The following is a 24,660-nucleotide window of genomic DNA, read 5'->3' on the forward strand; positions in this document are numbered from 1 at the left end:
TGCCAAGCCGAACATTTTACGTTGTCATGTTCCCGATTACACTGCTATGGAGGTTGCCTCCAGATGGCAACATCCATAGCAGCCGGCGCGCTGGACGCAGCGGCGAGCCTGAGCGTGTCCATTGATCGAGCGATCCAGCCGAGCCATGTCCACCGGACCACGATCCGGCTGCCGATTGTGCGGTCAGCCGATCTCCACGCAGGCGCTCCCGCTTGGTGAGCTCCCGGTCTGCAACCGGTTCGCGCGTGAGAACCATGTCCAGCTTCGGATAACCCTCGACATCGTCGCGTGCGACACGTGTCAGCTCGTCCAGCTCCACGAGCCTCCACCGCCAGACGTGCTTGTTCCCGAGGTGCCATGGATCCGCTACCGGGAGCCGGAAGGCCATCTCGACGCCCTGGTCGGAGAACTGCTGTCGTTGAAGCCGCGGGCCTGCACCGCCCTCGGCACCGGTCCGTTCGAGGGGCCCCTGCTGGGCAGGTTGCAGGCCCGCGGGCTCACCGCGAGCGCCCTTGCGCTCGGTGTCGACGGCGCTCCGGGGCGCTATCCCTATCTGGAAACCTGGCAGGCCACCCTCCGTGCCGAACGGCTGGCTGCAGAAGCGGCGCAGCTTGGCACTTTCGACATTGTATCGTGCCGCTACATCCTCGAGCACACGCCGGAGCCGGTGCAGGCGCTGCAAGCACTCAAGGTTCTGCTAAATCCCGACGGCCTGCTGCTGATCGAGGTCCCCGACAGCAGCAAGTTCCTCGCGGCGCGCGACTACTGCTTCCTGTGGGAGGAGCACAGCTGCTACTTCGTCGAGGACACGCTGCGGCGTCTGGCTGAGGTGAGCGGCTATCGCGTTCTGGCCCTGCTTCGCTATCCGGGCGCCCTGGAAGATGCCCTGGTCGTCGTCCTCACCCCGGCCGATGGTCCCGCCCCGCCGGTCGCGCCTCGCGGACCTTCCAGCCTGTTCCAGGCCTATCGTGACAATTTCGCCGCCACCCGCGCGCAACTGCGCAGCAAGCTGATGGCCCTGGCCGGTCCCGACCGCGACCGGATCGCGCTGTTCGGCATCGGCCATCACGCCATCATGTTCGTCAACGCCTTCGGCCTGGCCGACCTGATCGCGGTGGCCGTCGACGATGACGCCGACAAGGCGGGCTTTTTCCCCCCCGGTCTCCATACGCCTGTGGTAGGCTCGCAACGATTGCTGGATGACGAACGGATCAGGCTGTGCCTGTTCGCCGTGGCCCCCCATATCGAGGGCAAGGTGCGTGAAAAGCTTGCTCCGCTTGCCGCCAGGGGCGTGGAATTCCGCTCGATCTACGCCGCGCTCGACAATTCGATCATGAGGGATCACGCATGACGCTCGTCCAGAAATCCCCCGAGGTGTTCCTCGCCGAGGGCCCGATTGCGGCGGTCGGGCAGGCCGAGATCAGCACCCTGAAGGCCGCGGTGAAGGCCAGCCCGAAGCGGCGGGCCCGGATCAACGCCCATCCGGACGGCGATGACACCCTGCATGAAATGATCATCGCCATCGATTCCAGCTCCTACATCCGGCCGCACAAGCACCCGGGCAAGAGCGAAGCGTTCCACATCATCGAGGGCGAGGTCGATATCGTGGTGTTCGACGACGACGGCCGGATCGAGCGCGTGGTCGAATTGGGGCCGCCGGGCGGAGCGCGGCCGTTCTACTACCGGATGTCGAACGCGTTCTTCCATACGTTGATCATCCGCAGCGACCTGCTGATCGTGCACGAGATCACCAACGGCCCGTTCCGCCCCGGCGCCAGCGTGTTCGCCGACTTCGCGCCGGAGGACAGCGACACCGCCGGGGCCGAGGCCTATCAGGCCGATCTCGTCCGGCGTGTCGCCGCACGGCAGGACGCCGCCGCATGACCAGCCATGCCGTCGTGGTCGGCGGCACCCGCGGCCTCGGCCGCGTGGTCGTCGAACGCTTCCTGGCGCGCGGTTGCGCCGTCAGCGTCGTGTCGCGGCAACGCCCGGCCGATTTTCCCGATCAGCCCGGCTTGAAGCATTTTTCCGCCGATCTCGAGCGCAGCGAGAGCTTTGCCGGGCTCTGGGGTGAGATCGCCGAGGCCAGCGGCCCGGTCCGCTACCTCGTCCTGAGCCAACGCTTTCGCGGCCAGGGCGATCCCTGGGCCGGGGAAATCCAGGTCGGCCTGACCGCCTCGCGCGACCTGATCGAGGGCTTTTCCGGCCATTTCGCTGATGATGGCGACCGCGCCATCGGCGTGGTCAGCTCGGTCTATGCCGAATTCGTCGGCAGTTCGCAGCCGGTCGGCTACCACGTCGTGAAGGGCGGCCTCAATGCGATGGTCCGGCATTACGCCGCGACGCTCGGCCGGCGCGGCATCCGCGTGAACGCGATCATGCCGCTGACCTATCTGAAGCGCGAATCGCGCATCTTCTATGAGCAGAACGAGAAGCTGATGGAGACCTACCGGAAGCTGGTCCCGCTGGGCCGGCTCGGGACGGCCGAAGAATGCGCCGACGCCCTCGACTTCCTCTGCAGCCCGCGCGCTTCGTTCATCAACGGGCAGAGCCTGTTCCTGGATGGCGGAGTGTCCACAGTCTGGCAAGAAGAGGTCGCCAAGAGCTTCGCGGGCCTGTAAAACCCGCCGCAAACTCCTCTCCGGCCGACCATCCCGCCTGCGGGATCGCCAACCCAGGATCGACACCTCATGCAGCACGTCAAGCACAAGACCGATTGCCGCCTGTGCGGCTCGACCTCGCTCGATCACGTGCTGCCGATCAGGCCTTCGGCGATCGGCGACGCGTTCGTGACGGCGGACCGGCTGAGCGAGACCCAGGACCTCTACCCGCTCGACTGCTATCTCTGCCTCGACTGCGGCCATCTGCAGAATCTCGACGTCGTCGATCCCGACATCCTGTTTCGCGACTACACCTACCGCACCTCGGTCTCGCTCGGCCTCGTCGAGCACTTCAAGCGCTATGCGCAATCGGTGGTGTCCTCGCTCGCCATACCCAAGGGCAGCCTGGTCGCCGAGATGGGCAGCAATGACGGCTCGCTGCTCAAGGCGTTCAAGAACGAGGGCATGCGCGTGCAGGGCATCGACCCCGCCCGCGACATCGCGGCGACCGCCACCAAGGAAGGCGTGCCGACGATCCCGGATTTCTTCACCAGCGCGCTGGCGGCCCGCATCAAGTCGGAGCAGGGCGAAGCCAAGCTGTTCTGCGCCAACAACGTGTTTGCGCATATCGACAACATGTCCGACGTCGTGAAGGGCATCCGCCTCCTGCTCGCCGACGACGGCGCCTTCGTTTTCGAGGTCTCCTACATCGTCGACATGATCGACAACATGGTGTTCGACACCATCTACCACGAGCACGTCTCGCATCACGCGCTGATCCCGCTCGAGACCTTCCTGAACCGGCACGACATGACGCTGTTCCATGTCGAGAGGACAGGCACCAAGGGCGGCTCGATCCGGGCCTTTGCGCAGCCGAAATCGACCGGCAAGCGGCCGCGCTCGGCGGAGCTGTCGAAACTGATCGCCGAGGAGGAGCGGCGCGGCGTCACCAAGCCGCTGATCTACCGGGACTGGTTCGTCGCCATCGAAAACTGCAAGCGCAGGGTGCTCGCCACCCTCGACGAGGCCATCGCCGCGGGCAAGCTGGTCGCGGCCTACGGCGCCTCGACCACCACCACCACCCTGCTCTACCATTTCGAGCTGGAAAGCCGGATCAAGTTCATCGTCGACGACAACCAGCTCAAGCACGGCCGCTTCAGCCCGGGCGCCCACATCCCGGTGCTGCCCTCCAGCGAGCTCGCGACGCGAAAGCCCGACATCGTCGTCATCCTCGCCTGGATCTATGCGGACCCGATCCTGAAGCGCAACCAGGCCTACCTGGACGCAGGCGGCCGATTCCTGGTGCCGCTGCCGGAGCCGCGGATCGTCGGCGCCGCGGGCTCGGTCGCGATCTGAGCCGCGGCGGCGGCCTGAGCTGACCGGTTGACAGTGCCCTCGTAACATGGTCCAGCAAGCCCCGGCGATTGGCCGCCGGCGTGGCGGGGGTCCAACCGCATTCGGCTGGTAAGACAAACACTTACGGCTCACGCGAGGTACAAGGATGACCACCCTGACCGATGGACAGGTCGAGCGGTTCGTGGTTGCGGATCGGCGTCGCATCTCCTGGGCGCGCTGCCGCGAGGACATCGCACCTTTCATCACCCGTCACGTCACCTGGCGCGCGCTCGCTGCCGGTGACATCCGATCGAAATACCGCCGTACCATGCTGGGCCCGTGGTGGATCACGGCCACCAACGCGATCACCGCCCTGATCATGGGCACGGTGGCCGGCCGCTTCCTCGGCGCCGACATGAAGACCTACCTGCCCCACTTCATGGTCAGCATGACCATCTGGAGCTTCATCTCGTCCTCGCTCAGCGAAGCCTGTTACACGATGATCAATGCAGGCGGCATGATCAAGGCCGTCGACATGCCGATTCTGATCCATGTCATGCGTATGGTTCAGCGCAATCTGATCATCTTCCTGCACAACATCGCGGTGATCCCGTTCATCTGGCTCGTCTATCCATGGTCGATCGGATTCGGAATGGTCCTGGCCATCCTCGGCCTGATGATCGTCTACGTCTTCGTCGTCAGCGCCTCGGTGATCGTCTCAATGATCTGCGTGCGCTATCGCGACGTGCCGCCGGTCATGGCGGCGGTGCTGCAGCTCTTGTTCTTCGTCTCTCCGATCATCTGGGAACCGTCGAGCATCCGCGGCGGCGAGTTCATCGTCACGCTCAATCCGATCGCCTATCTGTTGGCGGTCACGCGCGGTCCGCTGATGGGCGACGTTCCCGGCCTTGCGACCTGGGCCGGTGCCATTGGATCGGTCGCGGTCCTGACCGCCGCCATGATCTATATCTACACGCGCTATCGGTCGCGCGTCGTGTATTGGGCCTGATATCATGGCCGGGAGCTCTGGATCCGCCTCGAATGACTCTCATTGAAGCCAAGCAAATCGGTATCGAATTTCCGGTCGCGCCGCCGAACGCACGATCATTCCGGCATCTGGCCATCAAGGCGGCCTCACGCGTCGGCGGCCGGGTCTCGAAGAGCGACGGCTCGTTCCAGTTCGTCCAGGCGCTCGACGACATCAGCTTCACCCTGAAGCAGGGCGACCGGCTCGGCCTGATCGGCCACAACGGCGCCGGCAAGACCACGCTGATCCGCGTGCTCGCCGGCATCTACGAGCCCACGCGCGGCTCGTTGCGGGTCGTCGGACGGAACGTTCCGATGTTCGACATCGGTCTCGGCATGGACGAAGAGGCGTCGGGGTATGAGAACATCAGGACGCGCGGCCTGATCCTGGGGCTCTCGCCCGAGGAGATCGAGCAGCGCGTGCCGGAGATCGCCGAATTCGCCGAGCTCGGCGATTATCTGGAGCTGCCGATCCGGACCTATTCCTCAGGCATGCTGCTGCGTCTGGTGTTCTCGATCGCAGCCTCGATTCACGGCGACATCATCCTGATGGACGAGTGGATCGCGGTCGGTGACGCGCAGTTCCGCAAGAAGACCCACGGCCGGCTGCAGGACATCACGATGCGCTCGGGAATCGTCGTGCTCGCCACCCATGATCATGGCCTGCTGCGCGACACCTGCAATCTCGGGCTCTATCTCGATGGCGGCCGCGTGCGGGCCTTCGGCGCCCTGGACGACGTTCTCAAAGAGCTGCCCAAGGTTTGAGCGGCCGGGCTCGACAGCATGCGGCAGGAAGCTCGCTGAACCATGACCACGACGACCGCCCGCGCCGCCTCCCCGACCGTCACGCTGGTCGTCCCGAACTTCAACCACGCCCACTACCTGCCCGAGTCGCTCGGCAGCATCGCGAACCAAACCCGAGCCCCAGACCGCGTCATCATCATCGACGACTGCTCGACGGATGACAGCATCGCGGTCATTTCACGCTTCGTAGCGGACCGGCCGAGCTGGCGGCTGATCCGCCACGACGCCAACCAGGGCGTCGTGCGCGGCCAGAACGAGGCGCTGGCGATCGCGGACACCGAATGGATCGGATTTCTCGGCGCCGACGATGCGCTGCATCCGGCCTATCTCGAAAAGGCGATGGCGCAGGCGGCCAACCATCCCGAAGCCGGCCTGGTCTTCGCCTGCTGCGAGATCATCGGCCCTCAGGGGCCGTCCGCAAGACGGATGCTGCGGCCGATGATGCTGCCCGCGTCGTCATCGGCGATGCTGGCGCCCGCGGACGTCCGCCGAATCCTGCGGCAGGGCGACAACTACTTCTCCGGCACGACCTCGCTCTATCGCCGCACGGCCTTGCAGGCGCTCGGCGGGTTCGACGTCAAGCTCGGCTCGTTCTCCGATGCCTTTCTCGCCCGGCGGCTGGCCTTGACCTATGGCTGCTACTTCGTCGCCGAGGCGCTCGGCTACTGGCGCATCCACGGCCAGAACTATTCGACGGCGACGGCAACCGATCCGGCTTCGCTCGACGCCAAGCTCGCGGACATCGGCGCACTGATTGCGCAAAGCAGGCTGTTCCCGGAAGGGTATGAGGAGGTCTTCGCGCGGCGCAATCGCTTCGGCGCGGCACGGATGGTGCTGGACGGCGATACGCCCCCGGCGGCCAAGGCCGCGCGCGTATCCGCATTGATCGACGGCAATGCATTCGACACATACGTGCTTGGATTGATGTTGAGCTTGGGACGCTTGGGCCATTTGGCTGCGCTGGCCTGGATCACGCTGCGGACGCGGCCGATGTCGTTGACGCGCCTGCTCGCCCAGCACGGGGCGCGACGTCAGATCATCTCCGCAACGCCAGCGTACCGCGCGCCATGACGAAGCGCGCCCCCTTCGGTTCTCTGCGTCATCGCTTTGGCAAGCGGCAGCTGACGTCCCCTCCGACTCCCAGCGTGCCCGCCGCACCGCCCTTGCAGGCGCCACGAAGCCGCTGGTCGCCGCGGACGTGGCTGACGGCATCGGCGTTCCGTCTCTATGCGTTCCTGAGCGCGCGGCGCCGGCAATTGCTGCCGCTGACCACCCGCGCCGCCGACATCGTCGACAGCAGGCTGGTCGTTGCGCCGGCCGGCGCGAGATTGCTGCGGCTGATGAACAAGCAGCTCGAACGAGGCACGTTCATCGGCCCGGTTCTGGCGCTGACGACCTCGACCACGCTGGCCGCGGCGGCGCAGGTTCATCTCGCCGCGAGCCGCAAGCCGAGCGCGCTGCGCGCCGTGCGGATCTTGAACCTGATCTTCCGCAGCAACGTGCGCGCGCGGGCCGGTGTGGGCGCGCAGGCCTATTTCACCACCCTGGCGCTGTGCAGCGCCTATGACCGGATCGTGCGTGAGGTGCCACGGCCCGAGACGATCGACAGCTTCGCCATCAATTTCGCGGTCGGCGTCGCCCACATGTATCGCGGCAATCTTCCGGTCGCGGCGCATTTCCTGACAGCGGCTGCGGCTTCGGGCGACGGCAACGCGTTGCGCAAGCTCGGTGCCGTCCATGCCCTGGCGGGCGACCACGTCCAGGCCGCCGCGTGCTTCGAGGCGTCGGTCGCACGCGATCCCCGCTCGGTGATGGCGCACCAGAACTATGCCGGCGGCTACGATCCATCGACCTACACGCCGAGCGCCTGGGAGCTGGAGCATGCCGGCGAGCTCCTGATCTACGACAATCTGATCCAGCTCGGCGAGAACTTCTATCACCAGGGCCGTTACGAGGACACGTTCCGCTGCTATCAGGCCGCGCTCGACCATCAGGACGCCTTGGCGGCCAAATGGTCGATTCCCGACGCGCTGATCCAGCGCATCGCCTCCACCAGCAACATCTTCGATCCCGCGCTTCCGGTCCGGCTGCTCGGCTACGAATGGGTGACGCTGATCGGCCACATCGGTTTCATCGACTGCCATTTGCGCATGGCCGCGCTCGGCATGCTGCCGCGCGCCAACTACGTGCTGCTTGCCCCGCCAAGCAAGGTCGTCAACCAGCCGTTCCTCAAGCTGTTCGCGCCGCATGTCACGATCGTCGAAGACCCCGCTCTCGTCGACGATCTGCTGCCCTATCAGCGGCTGGTCGGTGACCAGTTCATCGCCGTCCGGGGCAAGGACGGCCTGGCCGAGCCATGGGCCCACGCGGCGTCGCGCGCGCAGGTCGCCTGGGCCGAACAGCAGCGCCGGCCGATCGTGAAGGTCCCATCGGAGCTGATGGAAACCGGGGCTGCCAGGCTGCGCGCCGCGGGTGTCACCGCCGACTGGTTCGTCGCGATGCACATCCGCGAGGGCGGCTATCACGGCGACGGGCCCGGCACCACGCGGCAGCATCGCTCCGCCAATGTCGGCGACTACCTCGACGCCATCGCCGCGATCACCGCACGCGGCGGCGCCGTGGTCAGGCTCGGCGATCGCAGCATGACGCCGCTGCGCGGCATGGCCGGCGTGTTCGACTACGCGCACAGCGACATCAAATCGGCGGACATGGACCTCTATCTCTGCGCCGCCGCTCGTCTGTTCGTCGGCACGACATCGGGCCTGACCACGGCCGTGCAGGCACTGGGAACGCCGATGCTGCTGGTCAACTGCATCTCCAACGACTGCCAGTTCTGGCATGAGCGCACCGACTTCACCGTGCGCCCGGTCTACGACCGCCGTACGCGGCGCTATCTGTCGCTACGAGAGACCTATCGTCAGCCCTTGCAGGCGCTGCTGATCGACACAGCCGTGCTGGCGCGTCACGGTCTCGATATCCATCCGAATACCGCGCATGACATCGCCGCAGCGGTTCGCTACAAGCTCGACTGCCTGGACGAACCAGGCCGGTCGTTGCGCGCAGGAGGGCCCCTGCTCGATCGCTATCGCGCCGCACTCAGCGGCAATCCCTATAACTTTGGTGCTGCATTACCAGTGCCGGATTTTCTCGATCGGCTTCCGGAATTGCTCGGATGAACGCGCGACCGAAGCCCGTTCGATCGACGCCCACATCAGTCGCCACCCGTCGTTTTCCGCACTCTCGCAACGCCCATTAACCTTCGGGCAAGACGATCGGCCTGATAGGTAACGTCGGCACGGTCGCGAATCGCCTTGAGCGAGACTCGACATTTGCGATCCGTGCTCCGTCGATCCGAACGGCAGGGACTGAGGCAATGCCAGCGTTGTTACAGGGCTCCCCTAACACCGACCCGATCGACGAGGGGGTCGGCCCTCCTCCGTCCAACCCCGTCGAGCTTCCCGAAGAAGCCGTCGAATCCCTGCTCGCGCAAGGCGATTTCGCGGGTATCGGCGCGGTCACCGCGGTGAGCGCCGGCGGACTGACCATCAATTTGCTGTTCGACACGGCGGCGATGAATGCGCCTGCGAGCTTTCGCGCCGGCATTCAGCAGGCCGCCGCGATCCTCACCTCGATGATCTCGGATCGCATCACCGTCAATATCAAGATCGACTATAGCGGCGTCGGCGGCGGCGCGGCGGCCGGTCCTGACGGCGGTCAGTGGATGAGCTACTCCTCCGTCAGGTCCAACCTGATCAACTATGCCAGCCCAGGCGATACTACCTTCAATGCCTTGCCGGCGGGATCCAGCATCCAGGGACAGTCCTACGTCGCGGTGTGGAATTCGCAGCTGAAGCTGTGGGGCGGCCTCGGTGCCAACGATGCGACCACCGACGACGGCAGCGCGACCTTCGCGACCGACATCAACTCAAACCTGCTGGTCGGCGTGGCGCTGCACGAATTGACGCACGCGTTCGGCCGCGTGCCCTACGGGCCGCAGCCGGACGTGTTCGATCTGTTCCGCTTCTCCAGCCCGGGCGTCCGGCTGATGACCGGCGGCGCGACGGCGGGGACCGCCTATTTCTCCCTCGATGGCGGCTATACGAAGCTCGCGGATTACGGCCAGTCCTCGGACCCCAGCGACTTCCTGAACAGCGGCGTGCAGGGCGGCAACGATCCGTTCAACGAATTCTACACCTACAGCACGCTGCAGACGTTGACAGCCGTGGATCTCAAGCAGCTCGACGCGCTCGGCTTCCACGTAAGCGGCTCGTCCGGTACGGTAATCCAGACGAACGGAGATACCAGCCTGACGTTGTTGGGAGGCCGCTATTATCTCATCAACAGGGCGACCGGAACCGGCCCTGAAATGAAGTACGGGGGCACACCGGTCACGGTCGGAGAGTTCGGCAACGTCGCTCCGATAGGCGCTGTTCAGACGAGCTCCGGATACAATATCGCCTGGCAGGTTGCAGGCGCTAATCAGCTTACCTTCACGACCGCCGACCACAACGGGAACTATACGTCGAACATTTGCGGCGTGGTCTCAGGCAATAGTCTAACTTCTGAACTGCAGGAAACGACCTTCGGCCAGGACTTCAACCGCGACGGGACCGTCGGGGTCACAGCGTCGCTTGTCCACGCCAACGGCAACACGAATCTGCTCGAGATTGCCGATGAATATTTCATGTATGTGAACGGCTCCGGCCCAGCGATCAAGATTGGCGGCGCTCCCGTCGTTGTTGGTCAATTGGGAAATGCCGCCCCGATCGGAGCGATTCAAACGCCGTCCGGCTACAACATCGTTTGGAAAGATTCGAGCACCGGTCAGTTCACCTTCACTGCCGCTGACAGTAACGGCAACTACACGTCCAACCTCAGCGGATGGGTGTCCGGAGCTAGCGCGACGGCGGAATCGGAAGAAGTCATCTTCGGTCAAGATTTCAACGGCGACGGCACGATCGGACCGATGATTACGGTCATCCAGGTCGACGGATCGACCAGCTTGGTCCAGATCGGCAACAGCTACGGACTCTATACCTCCGGCTCTGGCCCGACAATCAAGATCGGCGGCACGCCTGTAGTCGTCGGCCAACTCGGCAACACAACTCCGATCGGCGCCATTCTAGTCGGATCCGGTTACGATATTGCCTGGAAGGATCCGACCACCGGCCAGTTCACGTTCACCGCTGCCGACAGCAACGGCAACTACACATCCAACCTTAGCGGATGGGTTTCCGGAACGAGTGCGACAGCGAAGACGTTCGAAACGACCTTTCACCAGGACTTTAATGGGGACGGTGTGATCGGTATGTCAGCGCCAATCGTCATTCAGACCGATGGATCGACCAGCTTGGTCCAGATCGACAATAGCTATGGCCTGTATACTGGCGGATCCGGCCCAACGATTAAGATCAGTGGCGCGCCGGTGATCATGGGCCAGCTGGGCAACACTATTCCGATCGGCGCTATTCAGATAGGATCCGGCTACGACATTGCTTGGAAGGATCCGACCACGGGCCAATTCACCTTCACAACTGCTGATAGCGATGGCAACTACACGGCTAACCTCAGCGGGTGGATATCAGGGACCAGTACGACAGCTGAGAACCTCGAAACGGTATTCCATCAGGACTTCAACGGCGATGGCACGATCGGTATCCCCTCCTCCGGTAGTCCGCTGATAGCAAGCCCACAATCGGCAACGCCTGAAGCCAACTACAGCCTGAAGGTGTCGACCGACTTCAGCGGCAATCTCATTGGATTCGGCGGCACGGCCGCTCAGATCGATCTCAAGAGCATCGCATTCACGTCGCTTCAGATGCATTTCGACGAAACCAGCGGAATGCTGTCGCTGAGCGATGGGGCGAACAGCGCGTCGCTGCATTTCGTCGGCCCGCTGTCGCAGGACAACTTCCACTTCGCCACTGACGGCCAGGATGGCACTTTGATCTCCGGCACTTTGATCTCGGGCGTGGCAGCCTCAGCAGGCGGCACGGCATCCCAATCGGTGTCGCTGCAGGGTCACGACACCTTCGTGTTCGCCGAGCACTTCGGTCAGGTGAGCATTGCCGACTTCGCGGTCGGCACCGACAAGATCGCGTTCAGCCAGAGCATCTTCGCAGACCCGTCCGCATTGCAGGCCGCCATCCACGACGACGCCGCGGGCAACGCCGTCATCACCGATGCGGTACTGGACACCATCACGATTCAGCACGTGTCGACGGCCGAGCTGCTGTCTCACCTGTCGAGCTTCCATCTGGTCTGAGGACCGGCGGCATTCGAGGCGTCGTCTCCGCCGTTCGGGGTCGAAGGGTGCCCGGCAGGTGGTTTTCCGCCCGTCACAGGACAGATAACGGCTCGCGCGAGGCTCGCTCTTGGCCTATACGGCGCTTCGACCGCCCGAGATCGTGAGTTTGATGTCCCCGCCCCGCTTCCCTTCGCCGCGCCGCCTGCTCTACGTGGCCAACGAGGACTACGCCTTCCTGATGCACCGCCTGCCGATGGCGCGCGCAGCGCGCGAGGCCGGCTACGAGGTGCATGTCGCGACCAACGTCAATGCCGGCGCCGCCGCGATCGCCGCCGAGCGCTTCATGCTGCATCCGATCCCATTCCAGCGCGGCGGGCTGTCGCCGTCATCAGCCCTGCCCACGATCCGCGCGATCCGCGCCGTCGAGGCTGCGATCAGCCCCGACGTGGTGCATCATTCCGGGTTGCAATCGAGCGTGCTCGGATCGCTCGCCGCGCTCGGACGCACCACTCCGGTCGTCAACGCCATGACCGGCCTCGGCTATGTGTTCACGTCGGCGAGCTGGCGCTCGCGTCTGCTCAAGCAGGGCCTGCTGTGGCTGCTGCCGCGGCTGATGAACCGGGCACCGAGCTGCGTGCTGGTGCAGAATCCGGATGATCGCAACGCGCTTCAAGCCATGGGCGTCCGGGGCGACAAGATCACGCTGATCCCGGGCTCGGGCGTCGACACCGATCGCTTCCAGCCGCTGCCGGAGCCGGACGGACCGATCACCTTCGGCTTCGCAGGAAGGCTGCTGACCGACAAGGGCGTCCGCGCCCTGGTCGCTGCGCACCGCATGCTGCGCCAGCAGGGCCGCGACGTCCAGTTGCTGATCGCCGGCTCGCCTGATCCGGCCAACCCGGCCTCGGTCTCGGCCGAGGAGGTCGAGGCCTGGCGGAAGGAACCCGGCATCACCCTGCTCGGCCAGATCAAGGACATCACCGAGCTCTGGCGCCGCTGCCACGTCGCCGTGCTGCCGTCGCATCGCGAAGGACTTCCGGTCAGCCTGCTGGAGGCCGCCGCCTGCGCCCGGCCGCTGATCTCCACCAATGCACCCGGCTGCCGCGAGATCGCGATCCACGGCCAGACCGGCCTCTCCGTGCCGGTCGAGGACGCGCCCGCGCTGGCGCAGGCAATGGCGCAGCTGGCGACCTCGCCCGAGCTGCGCGCCCGCTATGGCGCGGCGGCCCGTCAACTGGTCGAGGACAAGCTCTCGGCCAGGATCATCGGCCGCTCGGTGGTCGCGCTCTATGACCGCCTCACCTCGGCGCCGGACGCGCGCGGATGATCGTCCATCCAGCCGCAATTCTCGTCACCATTGCCGTGCTCGCGGCCGCAATGTGCGGTGTGCTGATCGTGCTGCTGCGCCCGGTGCTGCAGCGCTACGCGCTGGCGCGGCCCAACGCGCGCTCCTCACACAAGATCCCTACGCCCCAGGGTGCCGGCATTGCCGTCGTCGGCGCAACGCTTGTGGTCGGCGGCGCCTTTGCATCCGTGACGGGCTTTGCACCGCTGCTCATGCTGTTCATCGCGGCACCGATGCTGGCGCTGGTCGGCCTGGTCGACGACATCCGGCCGATCCCGGTGCTGCCGCGGTTCATCCTGCAGGGGATCGCCGTCGGCCTAATCCTGTTCACGGCACCGGCTGACCTCAAGCTGTTTCCGATGCCACTGCTGGTCGAGCGCACGCTGCTGCTGATCGCCGGCCTGTGGTTCGTCAACCTCGTCAACTTCATGGACGGGCTCGACCTGATGACCGTGGCCGAGGCCGTGCCGATCACGGTGACTCTCGCCCTGTTTGGCCTCTCCGGTGAACTGCCCTGGCCGGCGACCGCCATCGCTGCGGCGCTGGGTGGCGCCATGCTCGGCTTTGCGCCCTTCAACCGTCCCGTCGCAAAAGTCTTTCTCGGTGATGTCGGCAGCCTGCCGATCGGGCTGCTGCTCGGCTGGGGCCTGCTCCATCTTGCCTGGCAGGGCTACGTCGCGGCGGCGCTGCTGCTGCCGCTCTATTATCTGATCGATGCCACCTTCACCCTGTTGCGGCGGATGGCACGGCGCGAGTCATTCTGGGCGGCGCACCGCACGCATTTCTATCAACAGGCCACCGATAACGGCTTCACCGTCTCGCGCGTCGTCAGCGAGGCGTTCATCCTCAATGTCGTGCTTGCGACGCTCGCAGCCATCTCGGTCGCGCAGCGTTCCATGACGGCCGACGCCATCCTGCTCGTCTTCGGTCTCGGCGCCGTCACCTGGGTGCTGAGCCGCTTCTCGCGGCGGCGCCATTGAAGACTCAGGCCGCGCTCGAGCCGAATTCCGGCACCGCATCCTTCAGCACCGACTTGATCGTCACCGGATCATTGCGCGCGATCGCCTGATCGAGCGCAGCAATCCATGCCTTCAGCGTCTGCATCGGAGGCTCGTTCGGGGTGGCCGCCATGACGCCGGCGACGCCGATCTCGACCGGCGGCTCCTCGCTCGCGAACAGGATCTCGTTCAGGCGCTCGCCGGGCCGGATGCCCGTGAACACGATCTCGACGTCGTAGCCGGGCTGCAGGCCGGACAGGCGAATCATGCGCTCGGCCAGATCGACGATGCGGACGGGCTGGCCCATGTTCAACACATAGACCGAGACATCCGGGCGCTGCGGCGCCAGCGCATGCGAAGCCGCCGTGATCACGAGATCGCAGGCCTCGCGGATCGTCATGAAGTAGCGCACCATGTCCGGGTGCGTCACCGTGACGGGGCCGCCCGCCTCGATCTGCGCCTTGAACTTCGGCACCACCGAGCCGTTGGACGCCAGCACGTTGCCGAATCGCACCGAGATCAGCCGCATCGGCGGCCGTCCCGTCGGCCGGTCGGCGAGCTGGCGATCGAGCGCCTGGCAGTACATTTCGGCGAAGCGCTTGGTGAGGCCGAGCATCGACACCGGCTCGATCGCCTTGTCGGTCGAGATCATCACCATGGCCTCGGCCCCTGAGGCCACCGCGGCATCGGCCACGTTGATGGAGCCGAAGATGTTGGTCTTGACGCCCTCGCTCCAGTCGCGCTCGAGGATCGGCACGTGTTTCAGCGCCGCCGCGTGGAAGACCAGATCCGGCTTGAACTCGCCGATCAGCGCGAACACCCGGTCGCGATCGCGGATGTCGGCGATGCGCCCCTCGACGGCGACGTTCGCCTCGGGATCGGCAGCGAGCGCCTCGGTAATCGCATAGAGCGCCGGCTCGGAATTCTCCAGAATGAGCAGCCGCGCCGCGCCGAATGCCACGACGCGCTGGCAGATCTCGGCGCCGATCGAGCCGCCGCCGCCGGTCACCACGACGGTTTTGCCACGCACCAGCGCTTCCAGCCGGCCGTAATCGATCTTCTCGCTCGGCCGCAGCAGGAGGTCCTCGACCGCGACCGGCGCGAGCCTCGGCGCATCGCCACTCTCCAGCGACGGCAGGCGGCTCACGATCAGGCGCAACCGGCGCGCCCGCATCAGGAAGGTCTCCGGATGACAGTCCGGATCGAACGCGGTCGGCATCATCAGGGCGCGCGCGATCGGCCGATCGCGACGGGCAAAGTCGGCGGCGACGTCCTCGACATCATCGATCCCGCCCAGCACCGGCACGCCGCGGATCAATTGGCCGCGGTCGGCGGTCGACGGCGAGAGAATGCCGATCGGCCAGATGCGCTTGACCGCGCCGCTCTCGATGCCGCGCAGCACGACCTCGGCGTCGGCCGCACGGCCGATCAGGAGCGCGGGGGCGGCGTCCTCGGACCGCGCGTGCCGTCGCACCCGCGTGTAGCGGAAGTAGCGATAGGCGAAACGCAGCGCGCTCAGCGCAAAGATCTCCAGGAACCAATAGAGAATGATCGTGAGCTTGCCGAAGAAGAAGGTGCCGCGGACGTTCGGCGCGACGATGATGTAGTCGAGAACCAGCAGCGCCAGCGTCAGCACGGTCGCGACGCGGACGATGTTCAGCGCGTCCGGCAGCGAGATGAACCGCCACTTCGTCGTCAGAAGGTTCGAGAAGTAGAAGACGACGAAGCTGAAGGCGATGAAGTACGGCAGGATCTGCAAGAGCAGCGGCACCCGCTCCCAGAAGGTGCTGGCGCCTTCGAAGCGGATATAGAACGCTGCGAACAGCGCGACGACGCTGACCAGGAGGTCATGCGCGGCGATCAGCAAGTTTCGGGAGGTGAGTTGCGAGAGGCGCGTCATGCTGTGACGGGCTCCGCATCGGGCTTTATCCTCGATCGCAGCACCATGCCGCCGGCCACGCCGACGCCGATGACATACATCCACCCCTCGTGGAAATCGAAGATGTGGGAATTGAAGAGCGAGGTGAAGATGTTCTGCACGACCACGAGAAGTCCGATCCAGGGCACCAGCCCGTCACCGCGGAACAGCAGGAGGTGCACGGCCCACATCGCGTAGAGAATGACGATCCCGAACGCTCCCCATTGGACCGCGACGTAGAGCGTCTGATTGTGCGGATTGCCGACGACCTGACTCGAGGAGAGGTCGCGCGACCCGCTCGCGGCCAGCTCGAACAAGTGACGCGTCGAGCCCGAGCCGTGTCCGATCAGCGGCGCGTCGGCCAGGAACCGCAACGACTTGCGCCAGAATTCGAGCCGCTCGCCGATCGACGTGACGGCGCGATCGTTCCTGTAGTCCTGATATTGGCTCGTGAACGTCGCCACCTTGCCCTGCAATTGCGGGGACACGGTCCATGCAGCGAGACCCAGCGCAAGGGCACCGGCCGCGATCAGCAGGTTGTCGCGCCATTTCAAATGGATCAGCCCGAACACCGCAAGCAGGATCGGGATCGTCACCAGCGCGGTACGCGAGACAACGATGAAGATCATGTTGGCGAGGAACGCGATCATGATCGCGGTGAGCAGGCCGGCCGGAAGGAAGCGGCGGGCGCGCAGCAACTGGGCGATCGGATAGGCCAGGGCCACGGCGCAGAGCGAGAACTCCTGGCCCTGGTCGATGTAGTTCTTCACGAAGATGCCGCGATCGGCATTGGCCTTGAGCGCGAGCGCAGGATTGAACGCGACCGCGGTCGACGCCACGACCATCAGCACGCAGGAGGCAAGAAACGCGGTGAAGACCCACAGGCCGCGCTCCGACCGCTGGAAATGGTAGAGCAGCGCGGGCAGCACCAGAAGCTTCGCCGCCGGTCCCACCGCGTAGAGCCGTGCGCCCCACGCCACGTCCGACCACAGCGTTCCGATCAGCGCCAACAGGAAGAGCGCGATCGGCGCCAGCGAGATCGGCCGCTTCAGGACCTGCAGCAGACGCTCGACGTCGAGAAACGGCAGCATCGTGATCAGCATGACCACGCCCAGGATCGACACCAGCGACGTCGACCACGGCAGCGACGCCGCCAGCAGAATCGCCACGACATCGACCGTCGTCCGCCACGCCGCCGGATCGCGCCAGCGGCGCGCCAGCAGCGCTGGGCCGGGATGACCTGCCAGCGCGCTCATCGCGCCTCGCTCCGGGCGCGATCGACCAGCGCGGTCGTGCTGTGCCCTTTCAGGATGTCGATCAGAATCACCTCGCCGCCGGCGGCTTCGACGATCTCGTGCCCCACGACCTGCTCGCGCGTATAGTCGCCGCCCTTGACCAGCACGCTTGGCCGGACCAGCTCGATCAAGCGGAGCGGCGTGTCCTCCGCGAAGATGGCGACGACATCGACCGCCTCGAGCGCGGCCAGCACCTCGGCGCGCGCGCGCTCGTCCTGAACCGGGCGGCTCTCGCCCTTCAGCCGCCTGACCGAGGCATCGCTGTTCAGCCCGACCACGAGACGGTCGCAGGCGGCGCGCGCCGCGGTCAGCACCTTGACGTGGCCGGGATGCAGAATGTCGAAGCAGCCATTGGTAAAGCCGACGCGCAGGCCCTCTCCCCGCCACCCCTCGACACGGGCGGCGAGTTCGTCATCGCTCTCGATGATCTTCTCCTCAGCGGCACGATAGGCATGCGGCAGGATCTTTCGGCGCAGTTCGGCCGATGTCACGCTGGCGGTGCCCTGCTTGCTGACGGCCACCGCCGCTGCGGCGCTCGCCATCCGCAACGCATCCGCCCAGGCGGCGCCGGCCGCGAGCGTCGCAGCAAGCACGGCAACAACCGTGTCGCCGGCGCCGGAGACGTCGCGCACCTTCACGGGATAGGCCGGCACGTGAATCGGATCGCCCTCGCGCGGTACCAGCGTCATGCCGCGCTCGCTCTGCGTCACCAGAATTGCCTCGCAGTCGGCGAGATAGATCGCATCCTGCGCGGCCGCGGCGATCTCGTGCTCGGTTTCGGCCCGGCTGCGGGTCGCTTCCGAAAACTCCTTGCGGTTCGGCGTCAGCACGCTCGCGCCGCGATAGATCGCGAGATTTGCGCTCTTGGGATCGACGATCACGCGCTTGCCGGCCTTGCGGGTCGCGTCGATCACGTTGCGCAGCACGCGCGCGGTGAGCACGCCCTTGGCGTAGTCCGACAGCAGCACGATGTCGGCCCGCGCAATCAGCGGCAGGATGGCCTCGATCAGCTTCTGCTCGACCTCGCCGATCGCCGGTGAGGCGCGCTCCCAGTCGGCGCGCAGCATGTGGGTGGAGAAATGCTCGGAGACGAAGCGCACCTTGCGCGTCGTCGGCCGCGAGGGATCGCGCACAAGCACGCTCTCGATGCCGCCCTCCTTGGCGAGCTCGGCCTCCAGCTGGTCGCCGGCCGCATCCTGCCCGACGAGGCCGACGAAGATGCAGCGGGCGCCGAGCGCGGCGATGTTGCGCGCCACGTTGCCGGCGCCACCGATATTGGTCTCGCTGCGCTGGACCGCGATGACAGGCGCCGGCGCTTCGGGGGAAATCCGCGACACCTCGCCATAGACGAACTCATCCAGCATGAGGTCGCCGATGCACAGCACCGTCTGGCGGGCGATCGCTTGCGAGAGATCGTCAAAGTCAAACATCAGCGGCAGTCTCGGTGAGTGGTCAGAACCAGATCGTCTAGCGGAAGCGGTCGGTAGAATCGAGATAGTCTCGGACATAGCCAGCGACCGCGTCCTCGAGCGACGTGAAGCCGCCGTTGTAGCCGGCGGCCAACAACCGGTCGACCTTGCTCTGGGTGAAATACTGGTAGCTGCCGCGAATCGCTTCGGGCATGTCGATGTACTCGATCCGGGGCGTCGCACCGAGCGTGGTATAGGCCGCCAGCATCATGTCCTTGAAGCTGCGCGCCTGTCCCGTGCCGACGTTGAACAGGCCCGAGACGGTGGGAGAGGCCAACAGCCACAGCATCACGCGGACGACGTCGTCGACGTAGATGAAGTCGCGGCGCTGGTCGCCATCGGCGATGCCTTCACGGTGCGACTTGAACAGTTGCAGGGTGTGCCCGGCCTTGATGTCGTCGAAGCGGCGGGTCAGCACGCTCATCATCGATCCCTTGTGGTATTCGTTGGGACCGAACACGTTGAAGAACTTCAGCCCGGCATATTGTGGCGGCAACCTTTCGCCGCGCTCGGCGCGCGCAGCGACCGCCATGTCGAACAGATGCTTGCTCCAGCCATAGAGATTCATCGGCCGCAACGTCTTCAGCGCCGCGAGCGACGGATCATCCACGAAGCCCTGCGCGCCGTCGCCATAGGTCGCCGCCGACGAGGCGTAGATGAACGGCGTGGAACTTTCGGTGCACCAGTCGAGCAGGCGCAGCGAACTCCGGAAATTTTGCTCCATCACGAGGTCGCCGTCGGTGACCGTCGTGGCGGAAATGGCTCCCATGTGCAGGACGGCGTCGAGCCGACGGCCCCTTAGCCATTCGCCCAGATCGGATGGCGGCACGACGTCCGCCAGCTGCCGCTTGGCGAGGTTGCGCCACTTGCCCTCGCTGCCGAGCGTGTCGCAGACGACGACATCCGTGCGTCCCGCGTCGTTCAACGCCGCAACCAGATTCGATCCGATAAACCCGGCGCCGCCGGTCACCAGCAACATTCAGCAACCCGTCCTGATCCCGAAAACCCCGCCCTCGCGTAGCGCATGCGACGGCAAAGTGTAAGCGCTTTGGTGTCGGCTCGCTCGGGCCACTTTACCTGCGGCGGCCGAGCGGCTACCAGCGCGCCAAAGCCAGGCAGACAAAGAATGAATTCGAATTCGACCAAGGTCGAGGTGGACGCGGCGGACACCAGCCCGATCCTGATCATTCCCTATATGTGGATCGGCGATTTCGTGCGCGGCCACACCGTCGTGCGGGTGCTCAAGGAGCGCTGGCCGAACCGGCCGGTCGACCTGCTGGTGACCTCGCTGTGCGCGCCGCTGGTGGATTACATGCCCGGGGTCCGCTCCGGCATCGTCTGGGATCTGCCGCGCAGCCGGCTGGCGCTCGGCCGGCAATGGCAGCTCGCCGCGATGTTGCGCGAACGTCGCTATCGGACCGCCCTGGTGATGCCGCGAACCTGGAAATCGGCGCTGGCACCGGCGCTGGCCGGCATCCCCGAGCGGGTGGGCTTCGTCGGCGAGGTCCGCTTCGGCCTGCTCAACCGCTGGCGCTGGGGCGAGAAGGCGCTGCCCCGCTTCATCGACAAGAATGCCGCGCTGGCGCTGCCCGACGGGGCGCCGCTGCCGCCGGAATGGCCGGTCCCGCAGCTGCGGGTGCCGCCGGAGGACGTCGCGCGCTGGCGCGAGGCCAATGACCTGGGGAACCGCCCGGCCGTGGCGCTGGCACCGGGGTCGGTGGGTGCCGCCAAGCGCTGGCCCTATTACGGCGAGGCGGCCCGGCTGTTGCGCAATGCCGGCCTCGACGTCTGGGTGGTCGGCGGCCCCGGCGAGAAAACGCTCGCCGCCGAGATCGTCGCCACCGGCGGACCGGCCGTCCGCGACCTGACTGGAACCGACTTGCGCAACGGTATCCTGGCCATGGCCGCGGCCGGCGTCGCCATCTCCAATGATTCGGGGCTCATGCACATCGCCGCGGCGCTGGGGACGCCGACCATGGGTATCTTCGGTCCGACCAGCCCCTACCATTGGGCGCCGCTGAACGGTCTTGCGGCGACGGTCCAGACCAGGACACAGGTCCCCTGCCAGCCCTGCCACCGCCCGGTCTGCCGGATGAACGACCACCGCTGCATGCGCGACATTCCGGCAACCGATGTTGCCACCATCGCCCAGCGGATCCTTGCTGACGCGGCCATACCGGTCGTGCACTAGCTTGCGAAGCGACACCGCGCCCCATACACCGGCCCCGACGTAACCCGAGCCGCCACGTGACCCGCGCCCCCGACCCGATCGCCAACCATCTCGCCCGCTCCCGCGCCGCCATGGAGCGCGCCGCCGACGATGCCGCGATGCTCGCCAGCGCCCGACGGATCGCGGCGAGGATCATCGCGGCGCTGCGCGGCGGCCACAAGCTGCTCATCGTCGGCAATGGCGGAAGCGCGGCGGACGCCCAGCACATCGCGGCCGAGATCGTCGGCCGCTACAAGCAGGAACGGCCGGCCTACGCCGCCATCGCGCTGACCACCGACACCTCGGCGCTGACCGCGATCGGCAACGACTACGGCTTCGATCACGTCTTCGCCCGCCAGGTCGAAGGGCTCGGTACACCGGGCGACGTGCTGCTGGCGATCTCGACCTCCGGCCGCTCGCCGAGCATCCTCAATGCGCTGCGCAAGGCGCGCGAGCGCGGGCTGGTCACGGTCGGCTTCACCGGCGCCAAAGGCCTCGCGATGGGCGAATCGTGCGACGAGATGCTGGTGGCGCCGAGCGACGACACGCCGCTGATCCAGCAGATCCACCTCGCGACGGCGCACGGCATCTGCGAGGTGATCGAAGCGGCGCTGATGCAGGACGAGGGCTAGATGACGACTGCTCAGCTCAAGCCGGCGGCGTTTCTCGACCGCGACGGCGTCATCAATCACGACGACAACTACATCGGCTCGCGCGAGCGCATCCGTTGGATGCCGAATGTGGCCCACGCGATCCGGCGCCTCAATGACTCCGGCTATCACGTCTTCCTGTTCACCAACCAGTCCGGGGTTGCCCGCGGTCTGTTCAGCGAAGACGACGTCATGGGTCTGCACGACTGGATGCGGGCGGAGCTCGCGGCGCAGGGGGCTGTGATCGACGACATCCGCTATTGCCCCTACCACACCGAAGGCTCGGTCGAGCGCTATCTGCGCGAGCATCCCTGGCGCAAGCCGGCGCCCGGCATGATCCTCGACCTGATGCAGCACTGGCCCATCAGGCGCGAGGGCAGCTTCGTGATCGGCGACCGCACCTCGGACATCGCGGCTGCCGAGGCGGCCGGCCTGCCCGGCTTCCTGTTCGCCGGCGGCGATCTCGATGCGTTCGTCGCCGACATCATCGCTCAGACCAGTCGCCGATAAACGGCGGCGATCTTGTCGGCCTCGGCCTCGAGGCTGAATTTCTCCACCACGCGCTGCCGCGCCCGCGCGCCCATCGCCTGTGCGGCATCCGGATCCTGCATCAATGGCTCGAGCGCTGTGACCAGCGCATCGACGTCGCCGGGCGGGACCAGCACGCCTGTGACCCCATGCTCGACCACGATCTCCGCCGCGCCGGCGCGCGCCGCGACCAGCGCCGCTCCTGCCGCCATCGCCTCGATCAGCGTGAGACCAAAGCCTTCGTTGCGCGAGGTGAAGGCGTAGATCGTGAGACGCTGGTACCAGCGCTGCACGTCGGCGATGTCGAGCTCGCCGGTGATGACGATGCGCTGCTCCAGGCCCGCGGCGGCGATCTGCTTCTTCAGCTCGCTCGCGAACGGCATCTGCTCGGGCGTCACGGCGCCGACCAGCACGGCGGAAAAATCCGGAAAACGCGGCAGCAGCCGGCACATCGCGGCGACGAACACATCGCTGCCCTTCTGCGCACGGACGCGGCCGAAGCAGCCGATGGCATATTTTCCCGGCAGTCCGCTCTCGGCGAAGGCCGCGGCGCGATCCGCTGGCGGCGTATAGATCTCGGTGTCGACGCCATGCGTCACCACCGTCGCGTCGCGCTTCAGATAGGACGCCGAGATGTCGCTGGTGGCGATGATCGCGTCCATGCGGCGGATCAGCCAACGCGTGATCCAGCTGTGATGGCGCTGCGCGGCCGAGGTGAACACCAGCTTGAACGGCCAGCCGAGCGCGCGCATGATCACGCCGACGATCATCTCGTTGTTGCGGCGCGCGTGCCAGATCAGCGGCCGCCGCCGACCCCACAGCTTGAAGAGATCGCTCGCACCGATCCGCGCAATCCCATCCGGCGCGTAGGAGCCGAGCCAGGCGGCGCGCACGCGCTGCGCCAGCTTCGGCGCCACCATCCGGTTGGTCGCCGTCACGCCGGAATAGCGCCGGTGCAGGTTGGGCACGATCACGTCGAGATCGGCGGCAGAAACACGCTCGGCTTGCACCACTCACTCCAATTGCAGCGGTTCCCTATACGCAACATTAAGCATCGCCGCCAGTTCGCTATGCACGCAAGAGGTCCTTCACTTCGCCGGCGTTAGTTTGCCGGAAACAAACAGGGATCGCGTCAAACAATGACCGTGCTCGTGACCGGCGGCGCCGGCTATATCGGCAGCCACATGGTGCTGGCGCTGGCGGAAGCCGGCGAAAGCGTCGTGGTGATCGACAACCTCTCGACCGGCTTTTCGGCATTCGTCCCGGACGGCGTGCCGCTGTTCATCGGCGATGCCGGCGATGAAAATCTCGTGGATGGCGTCATCAGCCAGCACGGCGTCGACAGCATCATCCATTTGGCGGGCTCGGTCGTGGTGCCGGAATCGGTGCGCGATCCGCTGCTCTACTACCGCAACAACACGATGACCACGCGCAGCCTGTTGAATGCGGCGGTCAAGCGCGGCGTCAGCCGCTTCGTGTTCTCCTCGACCGCGGCCGTCTACGGCAATCCGGACGAGGTGCCGGTGCCCGAGAGCGCGCCGACCCGTCCGACCTCGCCCTACGGCACCTCGAAGCTGATGGCCGAGATCATCCTGCACGACGTCGCCTCGGCCTATGACCTCAACTACGTGGTGCTGCGCTACTTCAACGTCGCCGGCGCCGATCCGTTCGGGCGCAGCGGGCTTGCCACCGTCGGCGCGACACATCTGATGAAGATCGCGATGGAGGTCGCGACCGGCCAGCGCGCCAAGATCGACGTCTTCGGCACCGACTATCCGACCCCCGACGGCACCTGCATCCGCGATTTCATCCATGTCTGCGATCTCGTCCAGGTGCACCGCGCCGCGCTGGCCTATCTGCGCACCGGCGGCGGCTCGGTCACGCTGAATTGTGGGTACGGCCGCGGCTATTCCGTGCTCGAGACCATCGAGGCCGTCCGGCGCGTCTCCGGCCGCGCCATTCCCGTCCAATACGCGCCGCGCCGCCCCGGCGACATCATGAGCATGGTCGCCGACACCAGCCGTTTGAAGGCGCTGCTCGACTGGACCCCGACCTATGACGATCTGGAAACAATCGCCGCCCACGCCCTGACCTGGGAGGAGAAACTGTTCCTGGAACGCCACAGCGGCACGCTGCAGCGGGCCTCGGCCTAGAATCAACGACTTAGCCGGACGCCGGGGGGCTTGAAAAAGCCGCCCCGAGCGGGCAAGCACTGCTGTCCGCCCGGCGATTTGTC

General features: G+C 66.0%; 20 protein-coding genes. 15 read left to right on the forward strand and 5 right to left on the reverse strand.

Translation table 11 applies throughout. From position 1 onward, the window contains the following. Positions 1-145: 145 nt before the first annotated feature. From QX126_RS18255 to QX126_RS18305, 11 genes are all read left to right on the forward strand, one after another. Positions 146-1,351 (forward strand): class I SAM-dependent methyltransferase, encoded by a 1,206-nt coding sequence (locus tag QX126_RS18255; protein ID WP_315782729.1) that lies wholly within the window; start codon positions 146-148, stop codon positions 1,349-1,351. Then, complete coding sequence (locus QX126_RS18260) at positions 1,348-1,884, forward strand: WbuC family cupin fold metalloprotein (protein WP_315782731.1); 537 nt, start codon at positions 1,348-1,350, stop codon at positions 1,882-1,884. Before QX126_RS18255 ends, QX126_RS18260 begins: the two co-directional genes overlap by 4 nt. After that, positions 1,881-2,621 (forward strand): SDR family oxidoreductase, encoded by a 741-nt coding sequence (locus QX126_RS18265; protein WP_315782733.1) that lies wholly within the window; start codon positions 1,881-1,883, stop codon positions 2,619-2,621. The genes QX126_RS18260 and QX126_RS18265 overlap by 4 nt, the downstream gene beginning before the upstream one ends. Before the next feature lie 69 nt (positions 2,622-2,690). Then, a complete protein-coding gene (locus QX126_RS18270; RefSeq protein ID WP_315782735.1) occupies positions 2,691-3,956 on the forward strand; it encodes a class I SAM-dependent methyltransferase in 1,266 nt (421 codons plus the stop codon). Positions 3,957-4,101: 145 nt separating this feature from the next. Then, positions 4,102-4,944, forward strand: a complete 843-nt coding sequence (locus tag QX126_RS18275; RefSeq protein WP_315738922.1) for an ABC transporter permease — start codon at positions 4,102-4,104, stop codon at positions 4,942-4,944. A gap of 32 nt (positions 4,945-4,976) precedes the next feature. Beyond that, positions 4,977-5,726 (forward strand): ABC transporter ATP-binding protein, encoded by a 750-nt coding sequence (locus tag QX126_RS18280; protein ID WP_315738923.1) that lies wholly within the window; start codon positions 4,977-4,979, stop codon positions 5,724-5,726. Positions 5,727-5,768: 42 nt separating this feature from the next. Continuing rightward, the gene (locus tag QX126_RS18285; protein WP_315782737.1) at positions 5,769-6,836 is read left to right on the forward strand and encodes a glycosyltransferase family A protein; all 1,068 of its coding nucleotides are present in this window, start codon (positions 5,769-5,771) and stop codon (positions 6,834-6,836) included. Continuing rightward, positions 6,833-8,941 carry a TIGR04372 family glycosyltransferase gene (locus QX126_RS18290; RefSeq protein WP_315782739.1) on the forward strand — a complete coding sequence of 703 codons (2,109 nt, stop codon included), beginning with the start codon at positions 6,833-6,835 and terminating at the stop codon, positions 8,939-8,941. Before QX126_RS18285 ends, QX126_RS18290 begins: the two co-directional genes overlap by 4 nt. A 197-nt stretch (positions 8,942-9,138) precedes the next feature. Further along, the gene (locus tag QX126_RS18295) at positions 9,139-12,030 is read left to right on the forward strand and encodes an NF038122 family metalloprotease (RefSeq protein WP_315782741.1); all 2,892 of its coding nucleotides are present in this window, start codon (positions 9,139-9,141) and stop codon (positions 12,028-12,030) included. A 151-nt stretch (positions 12,031-12,181) separates the two neighbouring features. Then, on the forward strand, positions 12,182-13,339 hold the full coding sequence (locus tag QX126_RS18300; RefSeq protein ID WP_315782742.1) for a glycosyltransferase family 4 protein: 1,158 nt from the start codon (positions 12,182-12,184) through the stop codon (positions 13,337-13,339). Next, positions 13,336-14,337 (forward strand): glycosyl transferase, encoded by a 1,002-nt coding sequence (locus tag QX126_RS18305; RefSeq protein ID WP_315782744.1) that lies wholly within the window; start codon positions 13,336-13,338, stop codon positions 14,335-14,337. The genes QX126_RS18300 and QX126_RS18305 overlap by 4 nt, the downstream gene beginning before the upstream one ends. 4 nt (positions 14,338-14,341) lie before the next feature. On the opposite strand, the gene QX126_RS18310 is transcribed toward QX126_RS18305, so the two are convergent. Genes QX126_RS18310 through rfaD form a run of 4 tightly spaced genes read right to left on the reverse strand, consistent with a single transcriptional unit; the run spans position 14,342 to position 20,016 of the window. After that, complete coding sequence (locus tag QX126_RS18310) at positions 14,342-16,255, reverse strand: nucleoside-diphosphate sugar epimerase/dehydratase (RefSeq protein WP_315759118.1); 1,914 nt, start codon at positions 16,253-16,255, stop codon at positions 14,342-14,344. Beyond that, positions 16,252-17,529, reverse strand: coding sequence for an O-antigen ligase family protein (locus QX126_RS18315; RefSeq protein ID WP_315782747.1), 1,278 nt, complete (start codon positions 17,527-17,529; stop codon positions 16,252-16,254). Before QX126_RS18315 ends, QX126_RS18310 begins: the two co-directional genes overlap by 4 nt. Continuing rightward, the gene (rfaE1, locus tag QX126_RS18320; protein ID WP_315782749.1) at positions 17,526-18,998 is read right to left on the reverse strand and encodes a D-glycero-beta-D-manno-heptose-7-phosphate kinase; all 1,473 of its coding nucleotides are present in this window, start codon (positions 18,996-18,998) and stop codon (positions 17,526-17,528) included. The genes QX126_RS18315 and rfaE1 overlap by 4 nt, the downstream gene beginning before the upstream one ends. A gap of 37 nt (positions 18,999-19,035) precedes the next feature. Then, positions 19,036-20,016: an ADP-glyceromanno-heptose 6-epimerase gene (rfaD, locus tag QX126_RS18325; protein ID WP_315782751.1), complete on the reverse strand. Its 981-nt coding sequence runs from the start codon at positions 20,014-20,016 to the stop codon at positions 19,036-19,038. Between the two features lie 147 nt (positions 20,017-20,163). Here rfaD and waaF point away from each other — a divergent pair, with 147 nt between their 5' ends. The 3 genes from waaF to QX126_RS18340 all read left to right on the forward strand — a co-directional run bounded on the left by waaF (position 20,164) and on the right by QX126_RS18340 (position 22,406). Beyond that, entirely contained in the window at positions 20,164-21,228 is a 1,065-nt protein-coding gene (waaF, locus tag QX126_RS18330) for a lipopolysaccharide heptosyltransferase II (RefSeq protein WP_315782753.1), read from the forward strand. A 110-nt stretch (positions 21,229-21,338) separates the two neighbouring features. Then, the gene (locus QX126_RS18335) at positions 21,339-21,878 is read left to right on the forward strand and encodes a D-sedoheptulose 7-phosphate isomerase (protein WP_409998114.1); all 540 of its coding nucleotides are present in this window, start codon (positions 21,339-21,341) and stop codon (positions 21,876-21,878) included. Continuing rightward, positions 21,879-22,406 (forward strand): HAD family hydrolase, encoded by a 528-nt coding sequence (locus QX126_RS18340; RefSeq protein WP_315759124.1) that lies wholly within the window; start codon positions 21,879-21,881, stop codon positions 22,404-22,406. Here the strand turns inward: QX126_RS18340 and QX126_RS18345 are convergent. Beyond that, the gene (locus tag QX126_RS18345) at positions 22,388-23,434 is read right to left on the reverse strand and encodes a glycosyltransferase family 4 protein (protein WP_315782755.1); all 1,047 of its coding nucleotides are present in this window, start codon (positions 23,432-23,434) and stop codon (positions 22,388-22,390) included. The two genes, QX126_RS18340 and QX126_RS18345, sit on opposite strands and share 19 nt — an antisense overlap. Positions 23,435-23,563: 129 nt before the next feature. Here QX126_RS18345 and galE point away from each other — a divergent pair, with 129 nt between their 5' ends. Next, positions 23,564-24,577 carry a UDP-glucose 4-epimerase GalE gene (gene galE, locus QX126_RS18350; RefSeq protein WP_315738944.1) on the forward strand — a complete coding sequence of 338 codons (1,014 nt, stop codon included), beginning with the start codon at positions 23,564-23,566 and terminating at the stop codon, positions 24,575-24,577. The last annotated feature ends 83 nt before the right edge of the window (positions 24,578-24,660 follow it).

This window comes from Bradyrhizobium sp. SZCCHNPS1003, from assembly GCF_032381555.1.
Taxonomy (GTDB): Bacteria; Pseudomonadota; Alphaproteobacteria; order Rhizobiales; family Xanthobacteraceae; genus Bradyrhizobium.